Origin of the sequence: Robertmurraya sp. DFI.2.37, assembly GCF_029211245.1 — a bacterium.
GTDB classification, from domain to species: Bacteria; Bacillota; Bacilli; order Bacillales; family Cytobacillaceae; genus Robertmurraya; species Robertmurraya methanolica_A.
Map to the genome: position 1 here is coordinate 60,005 of NZ_JARGEJ010000015.1, position 26,161 is coordinate 86,165.

Here is a 26,161-nt window from a genome sequence, read left to right on the forward strand (position 1 = left end):
GCCACCAGAAAGACCAATTTTATTTTTTTAACAACAAATACATAAAATACGGTGCACCAATTAACGCAACCATAATACCTGCAGGAACTCCATCCGGGTCAACAAGATTTCTGCCAATCGTATCTGCCAAAGTAAGGAGCCAGCCTCCGAGCAAGATGGCTACTGGGATATAAAGCTGATTTCTAGGACCTACTAATGCTTTAGCGATATGGGGGGCCATTAAACCAATAAAGGCGATCCCACCCGTTACCGAAACAGCAGCTGCGGCCAATGCAACTGCAGCCAACAACAAGGTGACTCTTTCTTTTTCTACTGCTACACCTACACCCACCGCTACCGGCTCACTCACCCCTAATAAATTTAAACGGTTAGCACGATAAAGGGTAAAAGGAACCAACACAATCAACCACGGCAAAATGGCCAAAATAAACGGCCAATCCGCACCCCAAATATTCCCGTTCAGCCACTTAGCAATAAAATCGACCTTAAATGGATCAACCGCTGAGAAAATAATAATCATCACACCGGAAAACGCCATGGAAAAACCGACGCCAATTAATACTAACCTTACAGGCTGTAGACCTGTTTTACGATCATAAGAAAAAAGATAAAGGAGCGCTGCCGTCAACATCGCACCAGCAAAAGCGACAACTGGCAATAGATAGACAAATGAGCCACTGCTTACTGGAATGAACAGATAAAAAATAGCAACCCCTAACCCAGCACCAGCGTTTATCCCAATAATCCCTGGATCCGCTAAATCATTGCGTGTAATTCCCTGTAAAATGGATCCTGATAAAGCGAGGGCCATCCCTGCCAGCAAGGTGACAATCAATCTTGGCATCCGAACGGAGAAAATAACGAACTCTTCTTTAAATGTTCCTTGACCTAATAAAGTGGGGATAAGGCGATCAAAAGAAACAGATGAACTGCCAATTCCCATGCCAATGACCGCAGTTGCTATAATCACAATGGTTAAGAGCAATAATGTCAGCCTTTGTTTTTTAACAACACTTGGATGAATCATGTGAATGCTTTCCCTCCTTTACGAACAATGAAAAGGAAGAATGGTAATCCTAAAATGGACACGATTGCAGCAACCGGCGTTTCATATGGAGCGCTAATCGTCCGCCCAAGCGTATCTGCCAACAGCATAAAGCCTCCGCCGACCATAATCGACATCGGAATAATAAAGCGATAGTCCGTTCCCACGACTGCCCGTACGATATGAGGCACCATGAGTCCAATAAAGGCCATATTCCCAATTAACGCGACTGCAGCTCCAGCAAGAATGATAATAATAAAAAACAAAATTGCTTTCACTTGGGTTGTTTTCTGTCCTAACCCAACCGCCACCTCTTCATTTAAGCTTAAAATCGTCAGTTGTTTAGAAAGGAATAGAGCAAACAATAGGCCGATTACAATAAATGGAACAATAACTTGAAGCTGACTCCAAGTTGTGCCCACCAAACCGCCCGCCGTCCACATTGAGACATTTTTTGAAATCTTAAAATAGAGCCCGATCCCTTCAGCTATCGCTGTTAAAAAAGCAGAAACAGCTGCTCCAGCTAACACGATGCGAAAAGGAGAAAACCCGCCTTTTTTCACTGCTCCAAGACCTATAACCATGGCAGTTCCTACCCCAGCTCCGATAAAGCAAGCAATCATAATGCTAAAATAATTAGCTGTTGGAATAAAGGCCAATGTTACCGCTAAAGCGACGTTTGCCCCCGCTGTTAGACCAAGCAGACCTGGATCTGCTAACGGATTGCGGGTCACCCCCTGCATAATTGCCCCTGAAACAGCAAGCGCAGCCCCAACAAATGCTGCAGCAACTTCACGTGGCAGGCGGATCTCACGGATCATTGCCAGCTTGTCCCCACTTTCATTCGTTGCTATGGCAAACCAAATATCTTTCAATGTTGTATCTGCTGCTCCGAAAACAAGAGCAGCAGCAAATACAGCAATAAAAAGCACAATTCCTATTATTAGCTTGTATGTAAATGGAATGAAAGGTTTATATTGTCTCGTCATCCGTCTCTCTTCTTTCGTAGATTTGAACGTATGCATAAAACAAGGAATTCTCGATAAAAGAATTCCTCGTTTTGTTCGTTCATCATTTGCTATTTAAAAAGCTTTCCGTAAAGAATTCCAATTGAAAGTCTAATGTAATTGGATCATTGAAATAGAATTCTGAGGCGTCTACTTCGAAAACTCGCTCATTTTTTACTGCTGGAATATTTTTATAAGTTTCCGTCTCTTTAAAAGAATTATCCACACCATCTGAGCTTAAAATAATGTAATCACCGGAATACTCTGGAATGACTTCTGTTGATAATGCATAGTATCCTTCTTTTAAAGCCATTTCCTTCACTTTTTCAGGCATCGCTAACTTCATTTCTTGATATAAAATCTCTGTGCCACGGCCCCAGTTATCACCAAACACATAGAGCTGTTTATCATATCTTTCAAATACAGATACAGTTGCATCCTCACCAATTTTTGCTTTAATATCTTCTCCAGCCTGGGCGGCACGCTTTTTGAAATCCTCGACCCATGCTTTTGCCTCTTCTTCTTTATTTAACAACTTTCCAATTTCAATATGCTGGGTTAAGTAATCCACATTTCCATAAGTATATGTTACCGTCGGAGCAATCTCCGCTAATTTATCAAGATTATTGTTTGTTGACGCAGCGATAATTAAATCCGGCTCCAATTCAATAATTTTTTCTAAATTTTCATCCGATACTTCCTCTGCATCAGTTATATAAGATTCATAGCGTTTATTCGCTTTTGACCATGAATCGACACCAACAATATTCACATCGAGCGCCATTACGCTACCTGCATTAGCTAGAGCAACTACACGCTGTGGGTTTGCCGGCACTTCGATTGGACCGTTTTCTGATTCGTACGTTATCATCTCAGATACTTTTTGCTCTTCCCTTGTTTCCTTTTCACTGTCTGCATTAGATTCTTTATTGCCGCAGGCGCTAATAACGAGCACCGCCAACAGCATAAATGGAATGAGTAATTTCTTCATCATTTTCTTCTCCCCTAAGTAGGTTATATGTGATACACATTGGTTTATTTGTTCGCGGATCGCGTCCTATTTCAGCATCAATAGAAAATACTTTCTTCAATACCTCCCGGTTGATCACTTCTTCACAATTTCCTGCTTTGACAATTTCCCCGCCCTTTAATGCGATCATATAATCCGCAAAACGCGCCGCCTGGTTTAAATCATGTAGTACCATAACGATTGTACGACCTTGCTCAACATTTAGCTTCTGGAGTAACTCCAATACTTCTAGTTGATGCGCCATATCAAGGTACGTTGTCGGTTCATCAAGGAAAATAATTTCTGTTTCCTGGGCTAACGCCATCGCAATCCAGACGCGCTGCCTTTGCCCACCTGATAAAGAATCAACTGGTCGATATTTGAAATCCTTTGTTCCAGTCACTTCTAACGCCCAATCGATCGCTTCATAATCTTTTTTTGTAAGACGACCGAATCCTTTTTGATAAGGGAAACGTCCATAGGATACTAGTTCACCTACTGTTAAGCCACTAGCGCTTTCTGGAGTCTGTGGAAGGATAGCCATTTTCTTGGCCAATTCTTTTGTACTTCCTTTAATAATATTTTCTCCATCTAAGATCACTGTTCCAGATTGGTGAGGAATGATCCGTGTAATCGCCTTCAAAAGTGTAGATTTCCCACACCCATTGGAGCCAATAATCGTCGTAATTTGGTGATCTGGGATTTCCACATTGAGCCCGTTAACGATTAAACGTTCACCATAGCCAATGCTTAAGTCCTCCGTTCTTAGGCGAACCATTTCCATACCTCCTTATTTAAGCATTTATTTCCAATTGATAATGATTTTCATTACTGTTATGAGGTAAATATAATGGGATTTGCACCTCACTGTCAATATTTTTGTGACTATTTCAAAAAAAATTCACTTTCATAGAAAGTTTCTTTTTTATCTATTGCTAAAATGAAAAAAGACGTTTATAGTTAAATGAGAATGATAATCAATAACATTTGAGGTGAACGAAATGGATAAACAAGAGCTTTATGATGTTACCATTGTTGGAGGCGGACCCGCAGGACTCTACTCTGCTTTTTACAGCGGTCTTAGAGAAATGAAGACAAAAATTATAGAATTTCAGCCACAGCTTGGTGGAAAGCTTCACGTTTATCCTGAAAAGATGATCTGGGATGTAGGTGGATTAACTCCTACTTCTGGAGAAAATCTCATTAAACAGCTTGTTCAGCAAGGATTAACATTTAATCCAACGGTTGTATTAAATGAAAAAGTGGAAGCTCTTTCACAAGACGAAAACGGTGTTTTTATCTTGCAGGGTTCCTCAGGTCAAACACATTATTCAAAAACAGTCATCATGGCGGTCGGCGGAGGAATTTTAAAACCGCAAAAGCTGCAAATCGAGGGTGCAGAACGATTTGAAATTACAAATTTAAATTATACAGTTAAATCACTTAAAAGGTTTAAAGATAAAACGATTCTTATTTCAGGTGGGGGGAACTCTGCCATCGATTGGGCAAACGAATTAGAACCGATTGCCAAAAAAGTCTATCTCACTTATCGGAAAGACAATTTATCCGCTCATGAGGCACAGGTATCTCAGCTCCTAAATGGGACAGTTGAATGCTTCTTTAACTCAGAAATTACCAAGCTTATTGCCGATAACAGTCATGAGTACATCCATTGCGTGGAATTAACCAACCATGAAACAGGTGAAGTATCTTATGTCGAAGTCGATGACGTCATCATTAACCACGGCTATGAGCGAGATGCAGCCCTATTAAAAGAAAGTCAACTTAAGGTAGAGCTAGTGGATGATTTTTATATCGCAGGAAATTCAACATGTGAATCCTCAATCCCCGGCTTGTTTGCGGCAGGAGATATAGTCTCTTACGAAGGAAAAGTTCATTTAATTGCCGGTGCTTTCCAAGACGCTGTTAATGCTGTCAACAAAGCGAAGCAATTTATTCAGCCTGATGCGGCAAAAGGCGGTATGGTTTCCTCGCATAATGAACTCTTTAAAAAGCGTAATCGAGAGCTCGTTAAACAGCTTGTTCAATAATTTTTTATTAACCAACTTCAAGGATGCATTTTCTCCAACTGAAGGATGTGTGAAACCAAGGTTTACATGAAATGAGCCATAAATCGTTTGTTCAACCTTTTGTTTCCAATGCTATTATCAAAAGTGGAGCTTCTGTAGGCTTCACTTTTTCTATTTTGCTTTTTCAAGCAATCAAATTTTTAGAACTTCCTGAAAGAAATGTGCATAATAGTATTCGTAGTGGTTTAGTTAAATATGATTAGGAGGGTACACAAAATGCCAAAAAATCTGCAAGATACTACCACATTGCATAACGGAGTAAAAATGCCTTGGTTTGGCCTTGGCGTCTTTAAAGTAAAAGAAGGTTCCGAAGTGGTTGAAGCTGTAAAAGCTGCAATCAAAAATGGTTACATAAGCATTGATACGGCTGCCATTTATCAAAATGAAGAAGGCGTAGGACAAGGAATTAGAGAATCTGGAGTTGCCAGAGATTCCTTATTTGTTACTTCAAAAGTTTGGAATTCAGATCAAGGCTATGAATCAACATTGCAAGCATTTGAAACAAGCTTACAAAAGCTTGGTATGGACTATTTAGACCTTTATCTGATTCACTGGCCTGGAAAAGACAGTGCTAAATATAAAGAAACATGGAGAGCGTTAGAGAAGCTTTACAAGGATGGAAGAGTCCGTGCAATCGGTGTTAGTAACTTCCATGTTCACCATCTAGAGGATCTAATTGCTGATGCAGAAATTAAACCGATGGTCAACCAAGTGGAATATCATCCGCATTTAGCTCAATTAGAGCTTCGTGATTATTGCAAAAAGCAAAGAATTCAATTAGAAGCATGGTCACCACTTAAGCAAGGACAGCTTTTAAATGAACCAACCATTGTAGAAATTGCAGAAAAGTATCAAAAATCGCCTGCCCAAATTATTTTACGCTGGGATCTGCAAAACGAAGTGGTCACGATTCCTAAGTCCATTAAAGAACATCGCATCATTGAAAATGCGGACATTTTTGATTTTGAGCTAGCGCCTGAAGATATGGCAAAGTTAGATGGACTCAACAAAAATGAACGTGTTGGTTCAAATCCAGATGAATTTGAGGTTGGATTCCAATAAGGAACCCCTTATCTCATTAGAAGGCCATAGTCTGACTATGGCCTTCTTCACTACTCTATCCACTGTACAATGTCTTCTAGTTTCTTCCTTGTTTTTGGACGGGGTTCCTTCGCACGATAACCAAAGGCGACCATCACAGAAACACCGAGATGACCATTCTCTAATAGACCTTCTTCCTCGAGAACAGCTTGTACCTTATCGAAATCAAACCCTTCTATCGGACAAGAATCTATCCCAATCTGGGCTGCTGCTGTCATCATATTGCCAAGCGCGATGTAGGTTTGCTTGCACGCCCAATCAAAAATCGCTCGATCACTCTCAAGTAAATGTAAATCCTCTTCTTGAAAGCTTTTATACCGAACTTTAATCTGTTCAAATACTTCAGGGGGAAATTTCTTCACATTTAGCATCTGATCTTCGACATACTTACTATCATATTTCGTATCCTTAATCGTTCTTGCGAGAATGACAACGAAATGACTTGCGGTTGGAAGCTGTCCCTGTGCTCCCCAAGAAACCTCACGCAGTTTTTCCCTTAATTGGCGATTTTGCACAACAATAAATTTCCATGGCTCATATCCAACCGAACTGGGCGACAATCTTCCTGCCTCCAAAATAAATTGAAAATCACTATCGGATATTTTTTTCGTTGGGTCAAATTCCTTTGTAGCATGCCTAAACTGAAAGGCTTCTAAAATTTCTTTCTTTTTATCTTCATGGTTGCTCATCATTCACTACTCCTTTAGAAGATTTTTATAATGGCTCATTATACGGTAAAATATAAACCTTCGTACAATAAAAGGCACTAAATCTGCTAAAAAACCAATCAAACGTTTGATCAAAACAAGGAAATTACTTAAAAATCATAAAAATCCTGCTCAAATAAACTCACTTCACCTGATCAAGGCTGACAATTGGCCAATTGTCAGTCTCTTTAAAATCATCATCTCTTTTCAATTGGAATATGAGTAGGAATATCAAAGAGCCATAACCAGAACAAAGCCATCGGGATGCTTAAAAGGAACGTGAGCAAAGGTTTTTTATAGTGCATACGCAAAAACGGAAACATGATACAATCAAAAATGGCGCTCCAGCCTAATGACCATCCGTACTTATAGACAATTGTCCCTTGCGCTTGCATAATGTATTCAAACCCGACATAAATACCAATCCAGCATAAATAATGCCGAATGATTCTCCAGAAGCCCGCACCTTCTGGATAACGGGATAAAAACATTAATGCAGTGGCCGGAAAGACAACGAAGGTATAGCCCATTTCTAATAAAGTAAAGTTATACCAATCGATATCTGGTGACATTCGCCATAACCAATGAGCCGCGCATAAGAAATTATACGTCAAGTTTCCAAGAGCAATATACTGCATCGTCGGATACATTCGCTCCCAATTTCGATAATCTCTTCTAACCCATACTGCAATAAAACTAATAATCGTAAGAAAAATGTGCATAGACAAGACCCTTTGCCTTTTTTCTTTTAGTTTGCACATTTCTATGAACTTTCTTGTATTAAGAACAAAAAAAACTCCATAGATTATTTTGGCTATCTTATCTACAGAGTTTCTTTTTTAGTTTAAGCGATAGATTCTTGCTTCATAGGGGGCCAGTTGTAAAGATTCTTCTTCCCCATGAGCACAAACATCAAGATTTGCTAACATTAAGCTTTCCTTTTTGTATTGCACTCCTTTAATTGGTTCAACTTCAATTGAGCTCGGTGATAAATTACATAAAACTATTACTTTTTCATTGCGATAAGTGCGTGTATACGCATAAAGCGACGGGTGCTCTTCTAGTACTAAATCATAGCGCCCGTAGACAAAAATTGGATTTGACTTACGCAACCGAATCATCGTTTTATAATAATTTAATATAGAGTTTGGATCTTTCTTTTGAACCTCCACATTAAGTTCTTTATAATTAGGATTCACCCCGATCCATGGGATCCCTTCCGTAAAACCAGCATTGTTAGCAGGAGACCATTGCATTGGCGTTCTTGAATTATCGCGACTTGTCGCCCAAATAATTTCCATAATTTCGTTCATCGCCTTGCCCTGCGCTGTCAGTTCCGCAAACAAGCCTCTTGTTGAAACATCGTTATACTCGCTAATGGAAGAAAATTTAACATTTGTCATGCCAATCTCTTGGCCTTGATAAATAAAAGGGGTGCCCTGCATAAAAAAGTACATCGTTGCTAATGAAGTAGCGCTTTCTCTCCAATATTTCTCATCATTTCCCCATGTTGAAACACTTCGCGCTTTATCATGATTCTCAATAAACAAGGCATTCCAGCCGCTCTTTTCTAACGCTTTTTGCCATCTGGTTAACACTCGCTTCAATTCTAATATATCAAGTGTTTTCGTCTCGGAATCCCACAGACCCAAATGTTCGAATTGAAAAATCATATTAAACTTTCCGTTCTCTTCGTCTACCCATTCGTGAATATCTTCGATCCCTACCCCATTTGCTTCAGCAACGGTCATAATATCATATTTAGCAAAGGTCTCATTCTTCAATTCAGTTAAGAAGGGTAAAATTCCATCAACATTCATATACTTGCTCCAAGCAGGAACATATGAAAGTTCATCTCGGTTTTCGACATTTGAAAAGGTCAAATCCTTCTTAATATGACTGATGGCATCCACTCGAAAACCATCGACTCCTTTAGCCAACCACCAATTCACCATAGAATATAAAGCGGAACGAACCTCTTGATTTTCCCAGTTCAAATCAGGCTGTTTTTTTGAGAAAAGATGCAAATAATACTGGTTTCTCTTTTGATCGAATTCCCAGGCGGATCCTCCAAATATACTTCCCCAATTATTCGGTTCCTTCCCATCGACTCCATCTCTCCAAATATACCAATCACGTTTCTTATTCCCTGTAGATGAACGGGATTCTATAAACCAGGGGTGCTCATCGCTCGTATGATTAATAACCAAGTCTATAATCAACTTCATACCCCGTTGATGCACATTTTCAAGTAATTGGTCAAAGTCCTCCATTGTCCCAAAGTCTTCCATAATCTCTTGATAATCACTTATATCATAGCCATTATCATCATTAGGAGACTTGTACATAGGACAAAGCCAAATGACATCAATTCCAAGCTCTTCAATATAATCCAGCCTCGATATTAACCCTTTTAAATCCCCTATTCCATCACCATTTGAATCTTGGAAGCTACGGGGATAAATTTGGTAGGCTACAGCTTCTTTCCACCATTTTTTCTCCATGTTTTCCCTCTATTTCTATCTGGTGTCATTCTCCAGATGTTGTAATCTTTTTACACGATTCACGTTCTATTAACGTAGTTGAAACTAAATGATGTTTAACCGCCTCATTGGGATTCTGTATTTTCTCCAATAAAAAGTTAGTAGCTTCAAGCCCTAATTCAAATATGGAAATATCCACCGAAGTTAATGGCGGCTTAACATAGGCAGATAAAGCATGATTATTAAAACTTATAATGGAGACATCTTCTGGAACTTCATAGGAAAGCTCCTCTAAATAACGAATAACCTCATAAGCAGCTAAATCATCGTGGGCAACAATTGCCGTTGGCGGTTCAACTAAGTCCATTAATTTTTGAATCGCTTCTTTCCCATTCAATTTCATATCGTTATCCCGAAGAAAATATTTTTCCTCATAGGGAAGACCAATTGTGCTCAGTGCCTTTTTATACCCATTTAAACGATCAATTGAAACAACAAAATCCAAATCCCCCCCAATGAATGCGATTCTCTCATGTCCTAAAACTTGGAGATATTTCACCACTTCATGAGCGATTTTTTCATTATCATTATCAATATATGTTATCTCGTGCTCGAATTCATACGGGCGACCTACCATTGTAAAAGGAAATTTGACTTCTTTTAAGTATTTCATTGTCCGGTCATTGACTCTTGAATATAGTAAAATAATTCCATCCACTTTTTTCCCTTGAACCATCGATACAACTTCTTCATAAATTTCATTCTCAGTTCCACCAGTTGAAAAATAAATTCCATATTTACCGGCATGTGCACTGACACAAATACCACGAATAACTTCTGGAAAGAACGGATTTTGGAATGCTAAGGAAGTGGAGTTGGACATAACCACACCAATTGTTTTTGTAGATTTTGCCGCTAAATTTCGAGCTTGAAAGTTAGGATAATAACCAAGCCTGTTCATGACCTCCCTAACCTTTCGCTTTGTTTGCTCACTTATTCTTGGATTGTCTGCAATAACTCGAGAAACTGTTGAAGGAGAAACATTTGCTTCTCTTGCTACATCGATGATGGTTACAGCCATTGAAATTCCCTCCCTAATATGTTTATTTTACCGCTCCCTCAGAGACGCCTTTTATAATTTCTCGTTGGGCAAAGAAATAAAGAATAATCACTGGAATGATTGCTATTGTGAGACCAGCTAACGCTAAATGCCACTGTTTTGTATACTCACCAAAGAAAAAGAACATTTTCAATGGAATCGTCTCCATCCCCTGTTGATTAATAACAAGCGAAGGCAATAAATAATCATTCCAAATCCAAATTGTATTTAGAATTGCCACTGTTACTGTGATCGGCTTAAGAATTGGAAAAATAATATGCCAAAAAATTTGAAACTTATTCGCACCATCTATTGTAGCAGCTTCATCCAGCGATTTGGGGATGGAATTTAGGGCGCCGTGGTACAAAAATATCGATAAACTAGCTCCAAAGCCCAAATACATGAAAATTAATCCACCGCGATTTAGCATTTCAAATTTCCCGAAAATCGTTACAAGCGGAATCATAACCGACTGAAATGGAATAAGCATTGCTGCAACAAAGATGAAGAAAATTATCGTACTTACTTTACTCTTTGTTCGCGATAGTGCGTAAGCAGCCATTGCTGAAAAAATGATGATAATGAGCACGCTCGCTCCCGTGATCAATAAGGAGTTCCCGAATGTTTTTAAAAAGTCCAATTCTTTAAAGGCTGCAATGTAATTATCAAAGGTTAAATGACTTGGAGGTTTTAATGTATCCTCAAAAATCTCCCGCTTTGTTTTAAGAGAATTGACAATCATTAAATAAAAAGGCGCTAACCATAAAAGAGCTAAAAAGATCCCTATCACTTCAAGTGGAATTAAATACTTTTTACGCATTACATTTCCACCTCGCGTTTCTTATTGATATAAACTTGCACTAATGCGATGACCGCTACGATAATGAAAAAGATGACTGCTTTTGACTGGGCATACGCCATGTCATATTGTTTGAAAGCTGTATTGAAGATTTCCATCGCAACCATTTGCGTTGAATCGTATGGTCCCCCACCTGTTAACGATAAGTTCTGGTCATATAATTTAAATGTATTGGAGAGGGTTAAGAACATACTAACGGTAAAAGCCGGTGCGACAAGCGGGAATATAACATGCCAGAATCGTTGGAAAGCATTAGCCCCGTCGATTTCCGCCGCTTCAATTAATTCTTTCGAAATACCTTCTAAATAAGCAATATAAATGACCATAATATATCCTGCCATTTGCCAGCTCATTAGAATCACAAGACCCCAAAAGCCCGTACTAGGTGTCGATAACCATCCCTTTAAACTTTCTAACCCAACAAGGCTTCCAAAGCCAGCAAATGCCTTTGTGAAAATAAACTGCCATATAAAACCGAGAATCAATCCCCCTATTAAATTGGGCATGAAGAAAATGGTACGCATTAATTTATTCGTCTTTAATTTTGCTGTTACTAAAAGGGCTAAAGATAACCCGATAACGTTAATTAACACAATCGATACAATCGAAAATTTGGCTGTGAACCAGAGTGAGTTCAGAAAGCGCTCATCTTGAAATATCGCTTTATAGTTAGCAAGACCAACAAAGCCGGTTGCTTGGATTCCATTCCAATCCGTAAAAGAGTAGTAAATGCCTAATAACAAAGGAGCAATTACAACTAACACCAGTGCAGCTAGCACGGGCATTAGAAATAACCAATAGGACCATTCCCGAATGCGCATTTTCTCACCTTCCATAACTTTAAATCGCCTTTCTTCATTGTATCTGAAGGAAGATCTATATTCCTATTCTAGTAAATTCATATAATCAATACGCCGATAGCAACTTATTTAAACTCTATAAAAATAAAACACTCTATTTACTCTGACAAAACAAAGTAGCACATCGGCTACTTTGTTTTGTCAGGAATGTCGGCTAATTCCAAGAAAAAAACTATTTATTGACGTCCCTTTTCCCAAGCTGCTTTTGAGGTAGCGATAACATCTTCCCAGCTTGATTCACCACTTAAATACTTTTGAATTTGAACGCCAAGCTCATTTTCACCCCATCCAGTAGGATAACCCATGAATGTCCAGCCAATCGTTTTTCCTTTTTGGGAATATTCATATACATCCTTTGAAAGCGGATCTGCTATCTTTTCAGAGTCATAGCCTTCGTATGCAGGAATAAAATTGAATTCGCTTACAACTGCCTCCTTACCGGTTTCAGAGGTATATAACCAATTCAAGAAATCTTTTGCCGTTTCGATCACAGCTTCATCTGCATTACTATTTACGCCCCAATACATTGGAATTCCTACTGGAATGCGATCCCCTTCATACCCTTCTACCGGTATTGGCAAAATGCCGATTCCATTTTGAGCAAATTCCTCATCAATACCTGCAATCGAACCATACACCCAGTTTCCTTGTTGAATAATAGCGACTCTTTCAAGTGAGAAAAGTTCCTCAACTTGTTGAGAATAGTCAAGACTTACAGTTGGTTGTACAGAATAATCATTTTGCAAATCGAGAATTCTTTTAAATGCATCACCATATTTAAACTCAACTGTCGGTGCATCAAACGCGGTTAGAACATTATGTTCGAACTCTGGCGCTAAGAACGTATTGGATAAATGTAAACCAGTCACCCATTTTTCTTTTCCTGGGAGAGCAAATACTGCCTCAAGGCCTAATTCTTCCTTCTTGCTATCTAACTCCTTTACAGCAGCTTCTAAAGAAGAAAAATCAACAATTGAAGCAGGATCAATGCCCGCTTTTTCAAATACATTTTTATTGTAAATAAAGCCATAACCTTCTTGGTTAAACGGAAGCCCTAGAACTTCCCCCTCTACTGTTACTCCCTCAAGGGTACCATCTAAAGCCAAGCCTGCAGCCTCTGTATCAGATAGATCTGCTAATTTATCTTTCCAATCAGCAACGTCTTGGGGCCCACCAATATTGTAGATAGCAGGTTCATTGCCTGAAGCAAACTTGGAGCGTAATGCTGCTCCGTAGTCTTCTCCTCCACCTACGGTAGTGATATTGATTTTGACATTTTCATGCTCATCCTCATATGCTTTTGCCACTTGTTCAAACTGATCCTTGAATTCTACTTTAAACTGAAAAACATCAATCGTGACGACTTCGCCATTAGATTTCCCTTCTGGAGAAGTTGCTGGTTTTTCACCTCCATTACAACCTGCTAAAAAACCTGCGAAGCCTATTGTTGCTGCAAGTAAACCTGCACGCCATTTACCTTTCATTTGTTTCCCCTCCACTTTTAAAATATTAAGTTTGCGAAAACGCTTGCACAACCTTCAAAAAAGAATGCAAAGCTTAGGAAAGCGTTTGCACAACTTTAATGTAAACTCATCCTAACATAGGTTTTTAAAAATGACAAGGACTATTTTATTCCCTTTGAAAAGAAAGAACAAACGCCTCATACGGTCTTACTTCAAGCGCTTTTTTATTTAATTCAAGATGATCATAATTTGCTATTACCACTTGTCCATTCTTTCCCTCCACATCACAATCGGACCATGTCAATGTCTCCGATCTTTTTGAAAAATTGGCTACAACTAACCATTCTTCGTTTTCCAGAACTCTTTTATAAACAAAAAGATAAGGATGCTCCGATAACAGGAGTTGAAAGCTTCCATACGTAATAATATCATGAGTCTTTCTTAGTTTAATTAGTTTTTGATACGTATAAAAAATCGAATTAGGATTAGCAAGGGCACTTTCTGCATTAATCTCGTTTACATTATCATTCATTTGCAGCCATGGTGTACCTGTCGTAAATCCACCATCCGGGGTCCATTGCATTGGGGTACGTGCATTATCACGTCCTTTTGCATAAATACTCTCCATTATCTTTTCATGGGGAATCCCCTGCTCCTGTTTTTCCTTATACATATTAATGGTTTCTATATCTTGATAATCTTCAATGCTAGCAAACTTAACATTCGTCATCCCTAACTCCTCACCTTGATATATATAAGGAGTTCCTTGCAGCATATGCAGACAAATGGCAAGCATTTTTGCAGATTGTTCACGATATTCCCGCTCATCACCAAATCGTGAAACCACTCGCGGTTGGTCATGATTATTCCAATAAAGGCTGTTCCAACCTTTATGATGAAGAGCTTGCTGCCACTTTTCTAGATTTTTTTTCAAATCAACCAGTTGAAGAGACTGAATATCCCATTTTTCATAGGGTCCCCTATCTAAATCCATATGTTCAAACGTAAATACCATATTTAATTCTTGATTCTCAGGATTCGTATAAATTTGAGCATCCTCTGGTGTCGCTCCAGGCATTTCTCCAACAGTTAAAACATCATAATTTTGTAAAACCGTTTCATTCATTTCACGTAAGTAAGTATGAATTTTGGGGCCGTTCATAAAATAGGCACTTCCATCTGCAAATACCTGCTCTGGATGCACAGTGCCATCAGGGAAGCGGACATCCTTTGAAATAAAATTGATCACATCCATACGAAAGCCACCGATGCCCTTATCTAGCCAAAAGGTCATCATTTCATAGATCTCTTTTCTTAAAGGCTGATGCTCCCAATTTAAGTCAGGCTGTTTTTTAGAAAACAGATGCAAATAATACGAGCCTGTTTTTTCATCCTTTTCCCATGCTGATCCAGAAAAAATAGAACCCCAATTATTCGGTGGAGCACCGTCTTTTCCCTCTTTCCAAATATAAAAATCTCGATACTTTGAACTTGTTGATTTTCTCGATTCGACAAACCAGGAATGTTCATCAGAGGTATGATTCACGACAAGATCCATAACAATTCGAATTCCTCTGTCTTTTGCTTCCTCAATTAACCGCTCAAAATCAGCCATTGTTCCAAACTCTCTCATAATCGCTCGATAATCACGAATGTCATAGCCATTATCGTCATTGGGAGAATCATAGATTGGGCTTAACCAAATAACATCAATACCCAGTTTACGTAAATAATCCAACTTCGAAATAATTCCTTGCAGATCACCAATTCCATCCCCATTAGAATCCATAAAACTCCGGGGATATATTTGGTAGACAACACTGCGCTTCCACCAGGGTTCTTTTCCATTTAACGTCTTCTCCACTTCCATTCACCTCATTTCAACCCCATTGTACTCCTTCTTTCACAATTGCGCAATCGTTTGCACAAATGATTGCACAATTTTTAAAAGCGTTAATGGCGAAGAACTCCACGTATGTAAAATTCTTGCCAAACCTCCAAAATATTTAGGGAAACGCTTCATTCAAGTAATACCCGTCGGGAATTATTCCATTCTACTGACTTTTTTAGTAGTCTCAATGGGATGTGTATTCGGACTGAACGGGCGAAACTTGAACGGTTCTTGTCCGAATAAGAGGTGTATTCGGACAGAACGAGCGAAACTTGAACGGTTCTTGTCCGAATAAGAGGTGCATTCGGACCGAACGGGCGAAACTTGAACGGTTCTTGTCCGAATAAGAGGTGTATTCGGACGGAACGAGCGAAACTTGAACGGTTCTTGTCCGAATAAAAGGTGCATTCGGACCGAACGAGCGAAACTTGAACGGTTCTTGTCCGAATAAAAGGTGTATTCGGACGGAACGGGCGAAACTTGAATGGTTCTTGTCCGAATAAGAGGTGTATTCGGACAGAACGAGCGAAACTTGAACGGTTCTTGTCCGAATAAGAGGTGCATTCGGACCGAACGAGCGAAACTTGAATGGTTCTTGTCCGAATAAGAGGTGTATTCGGACGGAACGGGCGAAACTTGAACGGTTCTTGTCCGAATAAGAGGTGTATTCGGACCGAACGAGCGAAACTTGAATGGTTCTTGTCCGAATAAGAGGTGTATTCGGACCGAACGAGCGAAACTTGAATGGTTCTTGTCCGAATAAAAGGTGTATTCGGACCGAACGAGCGAAACTTGAACGGTTCTTGTCCGAATAAAAGGTGTATTCGGACCGAACGGGCGAAACTTGAACGGTTCTTGTCCGAATAAAAGGTGTATTCGGACCGAACGGGCGAAACTTGAACAGTTCAAATAAGCTCCCAATTTAACGGACGGGAACAAATGAGGTCGGCAAGAGTTCAATCCGATTCATAGCGCCAATAAGAAACAAACTGTCGGAATGAACGCCATTTGCTTTCCACCCCGACAGAACGGAGGACAGCAGCTCTAGAAATTCTGCCAAAAAAGACCGCTGAACACTTTTTCAGTGGCCTCATTAAAAACTGAGAGCTATGTTTTTTATAAATTCAATTTTTCTAGTTTTTGATAAGCTTTGTCTCTTATATAGTTTTTCGACTGCCAAGAGTCAGATTTCATAAATGGAAGTTCATCCTTTTTCTGGGCAAGCAATTCTTTTAATCCCGGAATTTCGGGGTCCTGTTCATATAATTCGATTAACCCAATAATTCCTGTGGCAGACATATACCCTAAATAATCGATATCAATTTTTCCAGTTGCTTCATAGCGCTCGATGTTTTGGGCAACGATGATTTGATCGATATGAATCAGATTGATGCCAACATAATAGACGAGTGCTGCAATGAAATAAAAGTGAAATAATGACAGCTTTTTAAGCCAAATTTTCACAAATGTATAAGCAAAGATCACCATTAAAAAGATCATAAAGGAATGAGCCAGAACTCTTGTGATGGTAAATCCATATGCCTCCTCGTACATCATCAATCTCATATAAGCGGAAACAAGCATAATGCCGCTGCACAACACTAACAATGATAAAGAAATATTCACAAGCTTTTCGATGACGCCTCGCAATTGTTTCGTATTCGTAATGACAACAGTTGTCACGCTCAAATTGATAAGCGTCACAAACAGCAATTCAAAAAAGCCACGACGGGCATATTCAGCATAAGTATAACCGTCAGCAAGTGTTCCACTAAAAAAATATTTGAATTGGATGATAATAAAAATGACATAAACGACGTTTAAAAGAGCGAGCACGGTTATGGTGATGATCCCATCAAATGAAACTGTCTGAACCAGCCTTTCTTTTTGCTCTGCCTGTAGATTCTTTACGATCAGAGCCTGCAAAAAACCAAAGATTCCAAAACCAAAAATACAAATAATTAGAAAGCGAACAAGATAATCCGCTCTAAAATTAAGCAATTGAGGCAGTAAATTCATCATCTGTGCAAAATAAGCATCTGCTGAAATAAGCAAATTGAGAACAATAAATAATACTGGAACAGCGATGATGACCCCGATGAATATTTTCTTTCCTATTTCATGACTTGCGCTCTTACTTCCCCTTTTAAAATATGTAGCCAAATAGTTGGCAAATTGAAGATGATAGCGAAGCCCATTGATAAGACGTTTGCCTATATAAACCATAAACATCAAGTTCGTCCAGTCTAACTTTTTCGGAGATGTAATCAAGACAAGGTGAAAAATTACCAACGCAGGTATGAGAACAATATTTAGCAAATGAAAGAAGATCACATCATACAAATAAAAGCTTGCTGCCAACAACCAAATCGCAATTAAAACAAAATATCCGAAACGTTGATGGGTCAAAGCAACAGTACGAAATCTCCAGTAAAATACTGCATAAAAAATCACTATAAACAGTAAATATGATATTCCGATTTGCTCTCTAAAAAAAGCTTCTTCTGCCACCACTCCCACTGCTAAACAGATGATTAAAAAAAGCCAATCCACCTTTTTCATCATTGATTCCATTCTTCTTCACTCCATATCGTTAATCTATATATATAGAATTTCTATGTATATAGGTAAAAAAAAGCTCTTCTTAAACAGAAGCTTTTTTTCCCCATTTATAGCTCAATAAACATACTGGGTAGAGCAAGATCGTTAACGCAACACAAAGCATGATAAAAGTTCTCGTTAACAGCGGGCTAAACCATTCATGTGGAATGACATGAAAGACGGTAAGCACCATAAGTGTTAAATTAGGGAGCAACGCGAGAAGAAATGTTCTCTCCATCAGCTTTCTCCCTTTATGACCGAATCCTTTGCCAATTTCGTAGCCAAGCAAAGCCCAGAAGAACATATAGATAAAGGCAATAAGAACTGGAAAGGCAGTCAATTGTGTCCACACGATAGTTAACCAGTCCCAATCAAACAAATTATGCGCCAATGTGAGGAGTGCTCCTCCTCCAAACAATAAAATATTGAGCGTAAGAAAAAGCCATTTCATATTACTTGGCGTAACAGACAGCTCTTCTCTCCATAGTTCAGCTATTTCTTTAGGCTTGCCAAACCGCAAAAACACTTCGGCACGGATTTCTTCTTCCGTTTTTAAATGGGTGAGATTAGCAAGAAGCTCGTCAAGGTGGGCTTCGTACTCCTGTAAGATCACTTCTTTTTCTTCATGATGTTCAAGATATTTTGCCAATTCTGCTAAAAATTCACTCTTTAGCTGTGCCATGCCTTTTTCTCCCCATCACCCTGTTCATCACAGAAACAAAATCATCCCATTCTTGGGTCCTCTCAAGCAACATTTTTCTCCCAGCTTCCGTAATTCGATAGTACTTGCGTGCTGGGCCCTTTTCCTGTTCCCGCCAATAACATTCAATATATTCTTGCTTCTCAAGTTTATGAAGCGCTGGGTAGAGCGTTCCTTCTTTAAAGGAAAACTCATTTCCACTGCGTTTCTCCAATTCCTTCACAATCTCATACCCATACATATCTTTATCAGCTAATAGTTGCAGTAATAAAAGAGAAGTACTGCCTTTAACCAATTCACGATTAAACATTTTATCACCTACCTAGAATTATTAGGTATATAGAAATCCTACACCCTTTCTATCGATTTGTAAAGTGTAGGATTTCTTTTTCTATTTTATTTCTTCATCTGCTTCCCATTTTGCTATTTCTTCCCGAACAAGCGGTGCTACTTTTGTTCCTAAAAGTTCAATTGCCTTCATGACATCCTCATGCGGCATCGTTCCGACTGGCACATGAAGCATAAAGCGTGTAATTCCAACATTTTTGCGAAGATGAATGATTTTTTGCGCCACTGTATCTGGATCACCTACATATAGTGCCCCTTCAAAACTTCTTGCCGCATCAAAAGCAGCGCGATCATAATAACCCCAACCGCGTTCTCTACCAAGGACATTCATTGCTTGCTGCGTTGGAGGAAAAAATTTCTCACAAGCTACTTCATTGCTTTCTGCTATAAATCCGTGTGAATGAGAAGCAACTGCAAGCTTGGAAATATCGTGGCCAGACTGAGCTGCTGAACGTTTATAAAGTTGAACTAACGGAGCAAACTGCAGTGGACGTCCGCCAATAATAGCTAAAACAAGGGGTAATCCCAGTTGACCAGCACGGGCAACCGATTGTGGCGTGCCACCGCTCCCGATCCATACAGGCAAAGGTTCTTGAACCGGACGAGGATACACTCCTAGATTGTTTAAAGCCGGGCGATGCTTTCCGTTCCATGTGACCTTTTCTGATTCTCTAATTTTTAAAAGTAACTCGAGCTTCTCTTCAAACAGCTCATGATAATCGTTAAGGTCATAACCAAAAAGAGGGAAAGATTCAATAAAAGAGCCTCGTCCTGCCATAATTTCCGCTCTCCCATTCGATATCCCGTCAAGCATCGCGAAATCTTGAAAAACGCGAACCGGATCGTCTGAAGAGAGTACTGATACTGCGCTTGTCAGGCGGATCCGTTTCGTTTGAGGTGCCGCCGCAGCCAGCAATACTGCCGGTGAAGACGCTGCATAGTCTTTACGGTGATGTTCTCCTACCCCAAAAACATCAAGGCCGACTTGATCAGCGAGAATAATTTCTTCGACGACCTCACGCAAGCGCTCAGCATGACTAATAACCTTGCCAGTATGGACATCAGGGGTTGTTTCAACAAATGTGCTAATTCCTATTTCCACTATGTATATCCTCCTTAGTTCAGATATCTTTATTTTGAGACTTTTTTTATCCTATCGCAAGTAATAAGCGTGTCCCGCTCTAAATCATAAGTTCAATAAAAAAAATACAAATTTTTGCTAAACTCCGTTATACTTATTATCTAGAGGGGGTGCTACTGATGGAGAATCGTTTAAGATTGTCTAGTTCTTCTTTCACTCATGCAAAGCCTATTATTGGAAAGGCGATACTTTGCATGGGGCGAAACCTTTAAGTTTATCGCTGCGCTAGCTTTTCTAATATTTTGGCTTTGCACCTTATTTCAAACTCAAAATAAGGAGCGAGCGAAAATTGAAATATACAAACGCCAAGAACGTGTTACCTGAAAAGCTAATTTCAGAAATTCAAAAATATATCCAGGGAGAAACACTCTATATCCCTAAGCAAGAACAAGAGTACCAAAAATGGGGGACGGCAAGTGGCAGCAGAAAAATGCTCGACCGTCGCAATGCTGCAATTAAAGAGTCCTATCGTAATGGCTGCAGCATCGAACAATTAGCTGAGGAATATTTTCTTTCAACAGAAACGATTAAAAAAATTATCTATTCATATAGAACAACTAAACGACACGGATGAAATATGGATTCATCCGTGTTCTTTTAGGTAAAAAATAATTCTCATTCATTCTCTCCATTTTAAAAGACAGTCTTCTTCTTTAAAATAGGTTTTGTTAGATGCTAGTGTTGATTTTGACCTATTTTCAGCATACGTGTGAAATTAAGGATTCATACGGTTTAACCTTTGAAAAAGATTATTTTCAATATAGGAGAGAGACATGATGATTGAGAAATTTATAAAAAATGAACAATTTAATTTTATTAAAAAACAAGTTGCCCTAATTAAAGACAGTATTAAAAAGCATGTACCTCCAACTGTTCTAAATGCAACTATTGATTTGGCCAGTGCTAAAGCCTTGGAGTTGTTTCCACATGCATCTGCGGAACAAATCGCTCTGCTCGACCTTTCTAAACTAAAAACAGAAGAGCAATATGAACAATATCTCCAGCAACTTTCAGCATATGTAATAGACTTTCCTCTTATTACAGAACAACAGCTTAAAAAAATGTTTCCGAAAAGCAAAAAGCTAAAGCTTCCCGATTTAACCGATATAGCCAGAAATAGGCTCACTTATTTAGGCTGGAACGATCTTCGTACCAACAAAAAATATCTTGTTTATGAGCTTGATGGAAAGCTCGTTGGGATTGAATGTAAAATGTCGGCAACCGAAAAAAACAATATTTGTTCCATTTGTAATAGCCATGGTGAGGTTGCCTATTTTTCCACGATCACCAAGTCAAAGAAAACCAAAAATCCTGATTATTATAAGGCAATTGGAAATCTCATTTGCACTGATAGTCAAAAATGTAACGAAAAAATTACCAACGTCGATTATCTTGAAACTTTTTTAAAGGAATCGTTGGGCATATGAAAAAAGGAGCTTGAATAAATCAGGCTCCTTTTTCGCTCAACTAGTATAACGGCACCTTCCATTTTTCATCCAGTTTATGGAAACGTGTCACGGAGATCAAATGGAGAGTAAACTCCTCTGGAACTTCCTTTAAATTATAGATAGTGAGTTCAATCGTTGTTTTGTACCTGCCGTTATCATCCTTTTCATCACTAACCCCACTACCACCATAGGTTTGATAAGCTTTCCCGTCTTGATCGACCAGCACCCATTGTCCAAGTTCGGTGGCAGTCGCTTCTCTTCCACCCTCCATTTCGATTTTTAACATCTTTTCTTTTTTTAGCGGGATAATTGATTTCTGTAATGAATACTCATTCTCCATTTTTACTTTTTTAAGTACTATATGATTGCCTTCATATTCAAATGAAAGCGGGTTTTGTTTTTGCTCCTTTGGCTTGACAGTAATCGAAAAGTCAGCAGGAACTGTTTTTATCACACCATCCAGCACAAAAGTCAACTCTTGATCGCTTTTTTTCGGGACAAAGTATTCATTCCAGGCAACCGCTCCAAATGGAGATAAATTTTCCCCTATTCCTTGTATTAAACCGACACTATTAGGATGCCCTTGGCCATCTAAGAATGAGTTCTGATAGTAGACCGGATTTGAATTTTGATCCTCAAGGTGATATTGAATAGCCGTTCCAAAATTCGTAAACATATGAGCGATCTCTTTCCCAAATCGGCTCTCAAGCTTTTGAACTTCCGTTTCTACACGATTCCTTTCATCATCTGTAAAGGATGTTTCATACACAATTTCATTAGTAGATGGGGCCAAACGAACCTCCTTCAATTTCAACTCAACTCCGTCACTGCTTGTTGCGAAGTCATGGAGCGCTAACTTTTCCGTAAACTTGAGACTTTCCCTTAAATCAATCGGGATTTCTAATTCCCAATTTCCTTTTATTCCACTCAAATCGGTGACTTGAAGCTTTAATGTGAACTGTTCCAGGTCCGTATCCCGTAAGGTAAAGTCCATAATTCCATATTCCTCTTCAGAATAGCCCCAGCTGACATTTTGAACTTCAAGTCGATTGCCGTCTTTATCTAATCCATATATTTCATACTCTGTAAAATCAGGAGCATGAATCTCACCATCTTCGTCCAATACTTGGTAAGATAATGCAATCCGAGAAGCATCCGCCACAACGTCTTCCACTTTAAAAGTCAATCCTTGATCCGTTACCTCAGCGTTAACTCTTTTCGCAAAGCCAGCATTAGAAGCCATTCTTAAACCTTCATCAACCTGTTCAGTTGAAAATAATCCCCCTACCCATTCTGCAAAGCTAGGGTGCAATTTAGTTGTAACTCCAAAAGCTAGAAAAATGGTAGCAGCAGCGATTAAACAACGCTTCCACAATCTTCCTCGCTTTTGCTTTTGCCCTTGTTCATACGGCTCAAGATGACCGAGAACAAGCGCTTCAAAATTATCTGGTAACGTTGGATTCTTTAATGTCTCTTCTAAAAATAACGATTCTTGTTCAAGTGCCGCCACAATTGTGGCACAGTCCCTACACTTTTCTACATGAACCTCTATCTCTTTCATTTCCTCTTCTTCAAGCAGGTTATCAACATACTGGGATAACCTATCTATTACTGGACAGTTCATCGAAATAACCTCCTTCTTGTTTCACCGTTTCTCTCATTTTTTTCTTAGCACGAAACAGCTTATTTCTCACCGTAGAAAGGGGGATGTCAAGCAATTCACTTATCTCTTGATAGCTTAGCTCATTCACATACCTAAGCAGAATAATCATCCTTTCATCTTCTGGTAAAGTCCCCACTAAACGCTCCAATTGTCTATTCTTTTCTTTTTGAAGATAGACGATCTCCGGATGATTCCCGTTTACTACATCATCTTCCTTCACCTCGGAAGACTTCATTTGATGGCTCTTTTTCCGAAATTCATCCATGCAATGGTTGATCGCAATGCGATACAACCAGCTTGAAAACGAGCCTTTTTCTTCATATTTATCTAAGCGGTGATATACCTTTATAAACACTTCTTGAACTAAATCCTGCGCGTCCGCTGGATTTTTTGTCATTCTCAAAACAGTGGCATATAATGGGTTTTTATATTTGCGAATAAGATGAGCATATGCTTGTTTATTTCCTGCAAGAACTTCCTTAATCCAATTCAAATCCTCTTCCATTTTGACCTCCTTACTAAAAACCATGGTTTATAGTCATATGTTATAACGAGTGATGCTCGAAAAAAATTTCGCATGAATAAAATTTTCCTTTTGGTTTTAATAGGAAACGACAAAAAGAACAGAGATGCAAATCAAGTCTCTGTTCCTTTGATTTCTCGACTTATTTACCCTTAATTTCACTTGAGTACCATTCATACAAACATGTTTCCTGATCTGTTGATTTCGCTAGCTCGTACGCTTCTTTTTCGCTTCTTTGATTAGACAATAGTTCGTAAAAAAAGCGAATAATAAAATAAAATGAAGCATCTCCATCTATACAATCCTTTGGACCTATGTATGCTCTACAGCCAATTTTTAAAAATGCATTTGCTAATTCAGGATCTCCTAATGTACAACCATTCCCGATGACCAATTGCTTATTTAATCTGCCGTATTCGAGAATTTCTGTCGCACCAAAATTCTTTTTTGGTTCATTATCCTCATAAACCATTTCTCCAAGCTCCGGCATCACTAATTCACCTTCAACTCCATGAAAAGAAAGAATCAAATAGTCACTTTCATTCTCCGTTATTAATTTAATGAGGTCGTTTGGACGTCCAATCCAGTATGTTATTACACGCACATTGAAAACTTCTAATCCGGAACGTATTGCCTGTGCTTCAAGAGCACTATCAGGACCGACAGCTAGTGTCACATCTATGCTCGGCATACTCATAAAAGCTCCCCCTAATATAATCACTAGTTAAATTTTAACATTAAATTTGTTGTACTTCATTCCCCTCGTTTTTTTGTACATATTTACACCAGCATTTGTATACTATAGAGAAGAATAGGAGTCGAAATACGTAGATGCACACACAAATTGCAATGCTTGGATGGAGGTTTTCTTGTGCTCCTCGAATAAAGAGCCTATTTCATGATAGGCAGCAAACACTTTTGTAATAAAAATCTGTGTACCGTTGGAGTATGTACACTCATAAAAACAGTGAACCACAACTATTTCTGAGCCAACATTAATGAGGGCAACCAAGTTGGTTACCCTCTTTTCTTTAAACCTCGGGCTCAAATGTTTTACAATCCGTTTCCTCACTTGTAGAAGCTTTATTTCCTTTATGGCTCACTACATAGATAGCATCCGCATGACATTTGTTCCCGTGGCCCCAATACGTACAGTTGTTTACTTCACATAGAACATCTTTTGCCAAGCTACTCACCCCCTCTCTTTATCATTCACTGAAAAGAGGAGCTAATACTTCGGTTTGAAGTGTAAGTTTTTCTATTTTAAGACGATAATGACAGATGATCGTAATACTGCTTTTTTCGGTAGAAAGATGCCAGCTTTCCTCGAAATTCTAATTGAAAATCTCTTATATCTTCAAAATCATGCGGTGCCACAAAAGAGGGGGGTTTTCTCAACTGGACAATTCCGCTATTACTTAAAGCAGTCGCGACAAATTCGGAACAAAAATAAGCATTTTTACGATGAAGTTCCTTTTTTAACATAAAAGCAAAAAGTCCGATAAAATTGTAACGATAAAGATGTTCCTGAATTTCAATTTCTTTAAGAAAGGTTTGAATTTGCTGGTACTGCCTTTCTGAAACTGTACAACTATAAATAACACAATCTGCTTCGCGAAGGGGTCCGGTAGTAATATTCTCTTTTACAAACCCACCAATGAAAGGGTTATTTGGACGTTTCCTCCCAAAGCTATATACTTCCGTTAAGTTTGGGTCGAGTGAAAGAGAGGCATGATTATAGGTTTTCTTTGTATAAAGTCGAATCACCCTTGTTAGAACAGTTCCAGTATCAGTTAAAAGAATATATATTTTTCTATCCTTCATTGTAAATTCCCCTTTTAATTTTCGGACTCTGTACTTCCATATTAAAGGGAACTTACCAAACTCAATAAGCGGCTTAAGCAATAGATTACTCTAAGACTTAAGACGGATAACGAGGGTGAACGACGATTTTATCGAAATAATCCTATTGAAAAAGCTTGAACGGGACCACGTCACCTTAAGTTACGTTCAATTTAGGCGAATGACGCTACGGTTCGGACTTTCATTCGGACTTGCCCTCGACCAATGACTTCCACTCTGACCAACTAAAACACGATATCCTTGGATGCAAAATCACAAAA

The 26,161-nt window shown here is 38.8% G+C and carries 25 protein-coding genes; 4 read left to right on the forward strand and 21 right to left on the reverse strand.

Features of this window, described 5'->3' with window-relative positions; translation table 11 throughout:
- Positions 1-19: 19 nt before the first annotated feature.
- The 4 genes from PZE06_RS10540 to PZE06_RS10555 all read right to left on the reverse strand — a co-directional run bounded on the left by PZE06_RS10540 (position 20) and on the right by PZE06_RS10555 (position 3,839).
- A complete protein-coding gene (locus PZE06_RS10540; protein ID WP_150915616.1) occupies positions 20-1,027 on the reverse strand; it encodes a FecCD family ABC transporter permease in 1,008 nt (335 codons plus the stop codon).
- Complete coding sequence (locus tag PZE06_RS10545; RefSeq protein ID WP_150915615.1) at positions 1,024-2,034, reverse strand: FecCD family ABC transporter permease; 1,011 nt, start codon at positions 2,032-2,034, stop codon at positions 1,024-1,026. The genes PZE06_RS10540 and PZE06_RS10545 overlap by 4 nt, the downstream gene beginning before the upstream one ends.
- 82 nt (positions 2,035-2,116) lie before the next feature.
- Positions 2,117-3,043, reverse strand: a complete 927-nt coding sequence (locus PZE06_RS10550) for an iron-hydroxamate ABC transporter substrate-binding protein (RefSeq protein WP_150915666.1) — start codon at positions 3,041-3,043, stop codon at positions 2,117-2,119.
- Positions 2,994-3,839, reverse strand: coding sequence for an ABC transporter ATP-binding protein (locus PZE06_RS10555; protein ID WP_150915614.1), 846 nt, complete (start codon positions 3,837-3,839; stop codon positions 2,994-2,996). Before PZE06_RS10555 ends, PZE06_RS10550 begins: the two co-directional genes overlap by 50 nt.
- A gap of 223 nt (positions 3,840-4,062) precedes the next feature.
- On the opposite strand from PZE06_RS10555, the gene PZE06_RS10560 reads away from it, so the two are divergent.
- Positions 4,063-5,112, forward strand: a complete 1,050-nt coding sequence (locus tag PZE06_RS10560) for an NAD(P)/FAD-dependent oxidoreductase (RefSeq protein WP_095311629.1) — start codon at positions 4,063-4,065, stop codon at positions 5,110-5,112.
- Positions 5,113-5,367: 255 nt separating this feature from the next.
- On the forward strand, positions 5,368-6,213 hold the full coding sequence (locus PZE06_RS10565) for an aldo/keto reductase (RefSeq protein WP_150915613.1): 846 nt from the start codon (positions 5,368-5,370) through the stop codon (positions 6,211-6,213).
- A gap of 50 nt (positions 6,214-6,263) precedes the next feature.
- Here the strand turns inward: PZE06_RS10565 and PZE06_RS10570 are convergent, their stop codons facing one another.
- The 12 genes from PZE06_RS10570 to PZE06_RS10625 all read right to left on the reverse strand — a co-directional run bounded on the left by PZE06_RS10570 (position 6,264) and on the right by PZE06_RS10625 (position 20,365).
- Positions 6,264-6,941: an NAD(P)H-dependent oxidoreductase gene (locus PZE06_RS10570; RefSeq protein WP_150915612.1), complete on the reverse strand. Its 678-nt coding sequence runs from the start codon at positions 6,939-6,941 to the stop codon at positions 6,264-6,266.
- A 215-nt stretch (positions 6,942-7,156) separates the two neighbouring features.
- Positions 7,157-7,681: a CBO0543 family protein gene (locus PZE06_RS10575; protein WP_095311623.1), complete on the reverse strand. Its 525-nt coding sequence runs from the start codon at positions 7,679-7,681 to the stop codon at positions 7,157-7,159.
- Positions 7,682-7,798: 117 nt separating this feature from the next.
- Complete coding sequence (locus PZE06_RS10580) at positions 7,799-9,463, reverse strand: glycoside hydrolase family 13 protein (protein WP_150915611.1); 1,665 nt, start codon at positions 9,461-9,463, stop codon at positions 7,799-7,801.
- A 25-nt stretch (positions 9,464-9,488) separates the two neighbouring features.
- A complete protein-coding gene (locus PZE06_RS10585) occupies positions 9,489-10,523 on the reverse strand; it encodes a LacI family DNA-binding transcriptional regulator (RefSeq protein ID WP_095311619.1) in 1,035 nt (344 codons plus the stop codon).
- Positions 10,524-10,545: 22 nt separating this feature from the next.
- Positions 10,546-11,361 carry a carbohydrate ABC transporter permease gene (locus tag PZE06_RS10590; protein WP_095311617.1) on the reverse strand — a complete coding sequence of 272 codons (816 nt, stop codon included), beginning with the start codon at positions 11,359-11,361 and terminating at the stop codon, positions 10,546-10,548.
- The gene (locus tag PZE06_RS10595; protein WP_095311615.1) at positions 11,361-12,221 is read right to left on the reverse strand and encodes a carbohydrate ABC transporter permease; all 861 of its coding nucleotides are present in this window, start codon (positions 12,219-12,221) and stop codon (positions 11,361-11,363) included. Before PZE06_RS10595 ends, PZE06_RS10590 begins: the two co-directional genes overlap by 1 nt.
- A gap of 215 nt (positions 12,222-12,436) precedes the next feature.
- The gene (locus tag PZE06_RS10600) at positions 12,437-13,744 is read right to left on the reverse strand and encodes an ABC transporter substrate-binding protein (RefSeq protein WP_150915610.1); all 1,308 of its coding nucleotides are present in this window, start codon (positions 13,742-13,744) and stop codon (positions 12,437-12,439) included.
- A 145-nt stretch (positions 13,745-13,889) separates the two neighbouring features.
- Positions 13,890-15,593 carry a glycoside hydrolase family 13 protein gene (locus PZE06_RS10605; protein WP_150915609.1) on the reverse strand — a complete coding sequence of 568 codons (1,704 nt, stop codon included), beginning with the start codon at positions 15,591-15,593 and terminating at the stop codon, positions 13,890-13,892.
- 1,137 nt (positions 15,594-16,730) lie between these two features.
- Complete coding sequence (locus tag PZE06_RS10610) at positions 16,731-18,188, reverse strand: DUF4153 domain-containing protein (RefSeq protein ID WP_150915608.1); 1,458 nt, start codon at positions 18,186-18,188, stop codon at positions 16,731-16,733.
- 70 nt (positions 18,189-18,258) lie between these two features.
- The gene (locus tag PZE06_RS10615) at positions 18,259-18,897 is read right to left on the reverse strand and encodes an HAAS signaling domain-containing protein (protein ID WP_150915607.1); all 639 of its coding nucleotides are present in this window, start codon (positions 18,895-18,897) and stop codon (positions 18,259-18,261) included.
- Entirely contained in the window at positions 18,878-19,225 is a 348-nt protein-coding gene (locus PZE06_RS10620) for a PadR family transcriptional regulator (protein ID WP_150915606.1), read from the reverse strand. The genes PZE06_RS10615 and PZE06_RS10620 overlap by 20 nt, the downstream gene beginning before the upstream one ends.
- A gap of 81 nt (positions 19,226-19,306) precedes the next feature.
- Positions 19,307-20,365, reverse strand: coding sequence for an LLM class flavin-dependent oxidoreductase (locus PZE06_RS10625; protein WP_150915605.1), 1,059 nt, complete (start codon positions 20,363-20,365; stop codon positions 19,307-19,309).
- Positions 20,366-20,693: 328 nt separating this feature from the next.
- On the opposite strand from PZE06_RS10625, the gene PZE06_RS10630 reads away from it, so the two are divergent.
- Together PZE06_RS10630 and PZE06_RS10635 are read left to right on the forward strand one after the other, a co-directional pair.
- Entirely contained in the window at positions 20,694-20,978 is a 285-nt protein-coding gene (locus tag PZE06_RS10630; RefSeq protein WP_150915604.1) for a CD3324 family protein, read from the forward strand.
- Between the two features lie 199 nt (positions 20,979-21,177).
- Positions 21,178-21,831 carry a FusB/FusC family EF-G-binding protein gene (locus PZE06_RS10635; protein ID WP_306421176.1) on the forward strand — a complete coding sequence of 218 codons (654 nt, stop codon included), beginning with the start codon at positions 21,178-21,180 and terminating at the stop codon, positions 21,829-21,831.
- A gap of 40 nt (positions 21,832-21,871) precedes the next feature.
- Here the strand turns inward: PZE06_RS10635 and PZE06_RS10640 are convergent, their stop codons facing one another.
- From PZE06_RS10640 to PZE06_RS10660, 5 genes are all read right to left on the reverse strand, one after another.
- Positions 21,872-23,476: a DUF4179 domain-containing protein gene (locus PZE06_RS10640; protein WP_150915664.1), complete on the reverse strand. Its 1,605-nt coding sequence runs from the start codon at positions 23,474-23,476 to the stop codon at positions 21,872-21,874.
- Positions 23,454-24,020: an RNA polymerase sigma factor gene (locus PZE06_RS10645; RefSeq protein ID WP_150915603.1), complete on the reverse strand. Its 567-nt coding sequence runs from the start codon at positions 24,018-24,020 to the stop codon at positions 23,454-23,456. Before PZE06_RS10645 ends, PZE06_RS10640 begins: the two co-directional genes overlap by 23 nt.
- A gap of 160 nt (positions 24,021-24,180) precedes the next feature.
- Positions 24,181-24,735: a delta-aminolevulinic acid dehydratase gene (locus PZE06_RS10650; RefSeq protein ID WP_150915602.1), complete on the reverse strand. Its 555-nt coding sequence runs from the start codon at positions 24,733-24,735 to the stop codon at positions 24,181-24,183.
- A gap of 334 nt (positions 24,736-25,069) precedes the next feature.
- Positions 25,070-25,225, reverse strand: coding sequence for a DUF1540 domain-containing protein (locus PZE06_RS10655; protein ID WP_095311592.1), 156 nt, complete (start codon positions 25,223-25,225; stop codon positions 25,070-25,072).
- A 76-nt stretch (positions 25,226-25,301) separates the two neighbouring features.
- Entirely contained in the window at positions 25,302-25,862 is a 561-nt protein-coding gene (locus tag PZE06_RS10660; RefSeq protein ID WP_150915601.1) for a hypothetical protein, read from the reverse strand.
- Between the last annotated feature and the right edge of the window lie 299 nt (positions 25,863-26,161).

Coding starts and splice junctions, on each gene's coding strand:
- PZE06_RS10540 (WP_150915616.1), bottom strand. CDS start 1,027: ATGATTCATCCAAGTGTTGTTAAAAAACAAAGGCTGACATTATTGCTC.
- PZE06_RS10545 (WP_150915615.1), bottom strand. CDS start 2,034: ATGACGAGACAATATAAACCTTTCATTCCATTTACATACAAGCTAATA.
- PZE06_RS10550 (WP_150915666.1), bottom strand. CDS start 3,043: ATGAAGAAATTACTCATTCCATTTATGCTGTTGGCGGTGCTCGTTATT.
- PZE06_RS10555 (WP_150915614.1), bottom strand. CDS start 3,839: ATGGTTCGCCTAAGAACGGAGGACTTAAGCATTGGCTATGGTGAACGT.
- PZE06_RS10560 (WP_095311629.1), top strand. CDS start 4,063: ATGGATAAACAAGAGCTTTATGATGTTACCATTGTTGGAGGCGGACCC.
- PZE06_RS10565 (WP_150915613.1), top strand. CDS start 5,368: ATGCCAAAAAATCTGCAAGATACTACCACATTGCATAACGGAGTAAAA.
- PZE06_RS10570 (WP_150915612.1), bottom strand. CDS start 6,941: ATGAGCAACCATGAAGATAAAAAGAAAGAAATTTTAGAAGCCTTTCAG.
- PZE06_RS10575 (WP_095311623.1), bottom strand. CDS start 7,681: ATGCACATTTTTCTTACGATTATTAGTTTTATTGCAGTATGGGTTAGA.
- PZE06_RS10580 (WP_150915611.1), bottom strand. CDS start 9,463: ATGGAGAAAAAATGGTGGAAAGAAGCTGTAGCCTACCAAATTTATCCC.
- PZE06_RS10585 (WP_095311619.1), bottom strand. CDS start 10,523: ATGGCTGTAACCATCATCGATGTAGCAAGAGAAGCAAATGTTTCTCCT.
- PZE06_RS10590 (WP_095311617.1), bottom strand. CDS start 11,361: ATGCGTAAAAAGTATTTAATTCCACTTGAAGTGATAGGGATCTTTTTA.
- PZE06_RS10595 (WP_095311615.1), bottom strand. CDS start 12,221: ATGCGCATTCGGGAATGGTCCTATTGGTTATTTCTAATGCCCGTGCTA.
- PZE06_RS10600 (WP_150915610.1), bottom strand. CDS start 13,744: ATGAAAGGTAAATGGCGTGCAGGTTTACTTGCAGCAACAATAGGCTTC.
- PZE06_RS10605 (WP_150915609.1), bottom strand. CDS start 15,593: ATGGAAGTGGAGAAGACGTTAAATGGAAAAGAACCCTGGTGGAAGCGC.
- PZE06_RS10610 (WP_150915608.1), bottom strand. CDS start 18,188: ATGGAATCAATGATGAAAAAGGTGGATTGGCTTTTTTTAATCATCTGT.
- PZE06_RS10615 (WP_150915607.1), bottom strand. CDS start 18,897: ATGGCACAGCTAAAGAGTGAATTTTTAGCAGAATTGGCAAAATATCTT.
- PZE06_RS10620 (WP_150915606.1), bottom strand. CDS start 19,225: ATGTTTAATCGTGAATTGGTTAAAGGCAGTACTTCTCTTTTATTACTG.
- PZE06_RS10635 (WP_306421176.1), top strand. CDS start 21,178: ATGATGATTGAGAAATTTATAAAAAATGAACAATTTAATTTTATTAAA.
- PZE06_RS10640 (WP_150915664.1), bottom strand. CDS start 23,476: ATGAACTGTCCAGTAATAGATAGGTTATCCCAGTATGTTGATAACCTG.
- PZE06_RS10645 (WP_150915603.1), bottom strand. CDS start 24,020: ATGGAAGAGGATTTGAATTGGATTAAGGAAGTTCTTGCAGGAAATAAA.
- PZE06_RS10650 (WP_150915602.1), bottom strand. CDS start 24,735: ATGAGTATGCCGAGCATAGATGTGACACTAGCTGTCGGTCCTGATAGT.
- PZE06_RS10660 (WP_150915601.1), bottom strand. CDS start 25,862: ATGAAGGATAGAAAAATATATATTCTTTTAACTGATACTGGAACTGTT.